This is a genomic window from Microvirga tunisiensis (assembly GCF_009296175.1).
Lineage (GTDB): Bacteria > Pseudomonadota > Alphaproteobacteria > Rhizobiales > Beijerinckiaceae > Microvirga > Microvirga tunisiensis.
Genome location: NZ_VOSK01000574.1, coordinates 1 through 2,649 on the forward strand (window position 1 = coordinate 1; position 2,649 = coordinate 2,649).

At 63.0% G+C, this 2,649-nt stretch carries 5 protein-coding genes and 1 tRNA gene; all 6 read right to left on the bottom strand.

Annotated elements, in window-relative coordinates; all coding sequences use genetic code 11:
• Nucleotides 1-180 precede the first annotated feature (180 nt).
• Nucleotides 181-882 (bottom strand): 50S ribosomal protein L1, encoded by a 702-nt coding sequence (gene rplA, locus FS320_RS41450; RefSeq protein ID WP_152718394.1) that lies wholly within the window; start codon nt 880-882, stop codon nt 181-183.
• A gap of 10 nt (nt 883-892) precedes the next feature.
• Entirely contained in the window at nt 893-1,321 is a 429-nt protein-coding gene (gene rplK, locus FS320_RS41455; protein ID WP_152718393.1) for a 50S ribosomal protein L11, read from the bottom strand.
• A gap of 171 nt (nt 1,322-1,492) precedes the next feature.
• The gene (gene nusG / locus FS320_RS41460) at nt 1,493-2,026 is read right to left on the bottom strand and encodes a transcription termination/antitermination protein NusG (protein WP_009764284.1); all 534 of its coding nucleotides are present in this window, start codon (nt 2,024-2,026) and stop codon (nt 1,493-1,495) included.
• A gap of 12 nt (nt 2,027-2,038) precedes the next feature.
• Nucleotides 2,039-2,239 (bottom strand): preprotein translocase subunit SecE, encoded by a 201-nt coding sequence (gene secE, locus FS320_RS41465; protein WP_047192276.1) that lies wholly within the window; start codon nt 2,237-2,239, stop codon nt 2,039-2,041.
• Nucleotides 2,240-2,402: 163 nt separating this feature from the next.
• Nucleotides 2,403-2,479: transfer RNA gene (locus FS320_RS41470), tRNA-Trp, on the bottom strand.
• Between the two features lie 44 nt (nt 2,480-2,523).
• Nucleotides 2,524-2,649: EF-Tu C-terminal domain-related protein (locus FS320_RS41475; protein ID WP_476738985.1), on the bottom strand; the 126-nt coding region annotated here is incomplete at its 5' end.

Sequence of the window (2,649 nt, forward strand, 5' to 3'; positions counted from 1 at the left end):
GGTTTTGCTCCACGCTTCCTTCAGACCCCACCTCGCGGTGGCGCCCTTGCGCTTTGCTAACCCTTCGCCGCCATCAGGCTGGGTAGAGGACTTGCACCTCCAAGCTGTCGAACATGCTCGGCACACGAAAAAGCCCGGCACGAGGGCCGGGCTTTTCCGATTTTCTGGCAATGGGCTTGATCAGCCGCCGATCACCGAGGCGGGATCGACCTTCACACCCGGGCCCATCGTCGAGGAAACGGCGACGCGCTGGATGTAGGTGCCCTTGGCGCCGCTGGGCTTCGCCCTAGAGACGGCGTCGGCGAAAGCCTTGATGTTCTCCACCAGCTTGCCCTCGTCGAAGGAAGCCTTGCCGATGCCGGCGTGGACGATACCGGCCTTCTCGACACGGAACTCGACGGCGCCGCCTTTGGCGCCTTCCACGGCACCCTTCACGTCCATGGTGACCGTTCCGACCTTCGGGTTCGGCATCAGGCCGCGCGGGCCGAGAACCTTACCGAGACGGCCGACGAGCGGCATCATGTCCGGGGTGGCGATGCAGCGATCGAACTCGATCGTGCCGCCGTTGACGACCTCGAACAGCTCCTCGGCGCCGACGATGTCGGCACCGGCAGCCTTGGCCTCGTCGGCCTTGGCGCCGCGAGCGAACACGGCGACGCGGACCGTACGGCCGGAGCCGTTCGGCAGGTTGCAGACGCCGCGGACCATCTGGTCGGCGTGGCGGGGATCGACGCCGAGGTTCATCGAGACCTCGATGGTCTCGTCGAACTTCGCCTTGGCGCGTTCCTTGATCAGCTTCACCGCGTCCTGAATCGGGTAGAGCTTGGTGACTTCGATGCCCTCGCGGGCGGCGCGGATGCGCTTACCTTCCTTAACAGCCATCATGCCCTCCTTACGCCACTTCCATGCCCATCGAGCGCGCGGAGCCCTCGATCATGGCCATGGCGGATTCAACGGTGTCGCAGTTGAGATCGACCATCTTCTTCTCGGCGATCTCGCGGATCTGGTCGCGGGTCACGCGGCCGACATTGCCGCCCTTGCCGGGGGTCTGCGACCCCTTGTCGATCTTCGCGGCCTTCTTGAGCCAGTACGAGACCGGAGGCTGCTTCATCTCGAAGGTGAAGGAACGATCCTGATACGCGGTGATGATCACCGGGATGGGGGTGCCCTTCTCCATCTGCGAGGTCTTCGCATTGAAGGCTTTGCAGAATTCCATGATGTTCAGGCCGCGCTGACCGAGCGCCGGACCGATCGGCGGCGACGGGTTGGCTGCGCCTGCGGGCACTTGAAGCTTAACGTAGCCCGAGATTTTCTTCGCCATAGGACTGCTCCCAATGGACCAACCGCCCGGCGCCAACCGAGCGGAATGGCAGTTGCAGATCGCGGTGCAGTCTGAGGACCCCGGCTGGCGACCGGGCAGACCTCCCGCGGATGAAGGCCCCTATCAAGGGACCTGGAAAGTGCTACCGGAAAGGTGTCACTTCCCTTCCGGTCAGATTTTTTCGACCTGACCGTATTCGAGTTCGACCGGCGTCGCGCGGCCGAAGATGGAAACCGCCACCTTGAGGCGGGCCCGGGCGTCGTCGACTTCCTCGACGACACCGTTGAACGAGGCGAACGGACCGTCGGAAACGCGGACCTGCTCGCCGACCTCGAAGCTGACGGACGGCTTCGGATGATCGACACCCTCGGCCACCTGGCCCTTGATCCGCTCGGCTTCCCGATCCGGGATCGGAACCGGCTTGGACTTGTCGGCCCCCAGGAAGCCCGTCACCTTGGGCGTATTCTTGATGAGGTGATAGACCTCGTCGGTCAGGTCGCACTTCACCAGGACATAGCCCGGGAAAAACTTGCGCTCGGTGTCGACCTTACGGCCGCGACGCACCTCGACGACCTTCTCGGTCGGGACCATCACTTCGTCGAACTTGTCTTCCAGGCCGCGCTGCGCCGCCTGATCCTTGATCGACTGAGCGACCTTGTTCTCGAAATTCGAATAGGCGTGGACGATGTACCAACGCTTCGTCATTGCATCCACCCCTTAACCGCCAAGCCCAAGGATCACTGAGCGAACGCCCCAGCCGATCGCCTGATCGACGACCAGGAAGAATACGCTGGCAACCACCACCATCACGAACACCATGGCGGTCGTGATCATGGTCTCCTTGCGCGTCGGCCAGGTCACCTTCGCAGCTTCCGAGCGGACCTGCTGTATGAAATCGAACGGGTTCGTCTTCGCCATTTCCTTACGTCCACATCACCTTGAGAGCGGCTGCGAACGTCCTCTGAGGGCACGCTTGAGCCCAAATTGAAGGGGCGCGAGGCTGCTTTCCAAGCCTCGCGCCACCTGTTCAAACCATCTATGGGGCGCTTCTCTAACGCAAAACGCCCGCTTTGTCGACCGCTGGCAGGAGTGGAGGGACTCGAACCCCCAACCCCCGGTTTTGGAGACCGGTGCTCTAGCCGATTGAGCTACACTCCTCCGGCGGTCAACAGGTGGCGGAAACCCGCCACCTGGATCGGGTATTAGTCCATCACGGCGGCGACGACGCCGGCGCCGACGGTACGGCCGCCTTCGCGGATGGCGAAGCGCAGCTTCTCTTCCATGGCGATCGGCGCAATCAGCGTCACCTCCATGGTGATGTTGTCGCC

Excerpts from the sequence above, each read along its gene's own strand:
- rplK (WP_152718393.1), bottom strand. The coding sequence starts at position 1,321 with ATGGCGAAGAAAATCTCGGGCTACGTTAAGCTTCAAGTGCCCGCAGGC.
- secE (WP_047192276.1), bottom strand. The coding sequence starts at position 2,239 with ATGGCGAAGACGAACCCGTTCGATTTCATACAGCAGGTCCGCTCGGAA.
- rplA (WP_152718394.1), bottom strand. The coding sequence starts at position 882 with ATGGCTGTTAAGGAAGGTAAGCGCATCCGCGCCGCCCGCGAGGGCATC.
- nusG (WP_009764284.1), bottom strand. The coding sequence starts at position 2,026 with ATGACGAAGCGTTGGTACATCGTCCACGCCTATTCGAATTTCGAGAAC.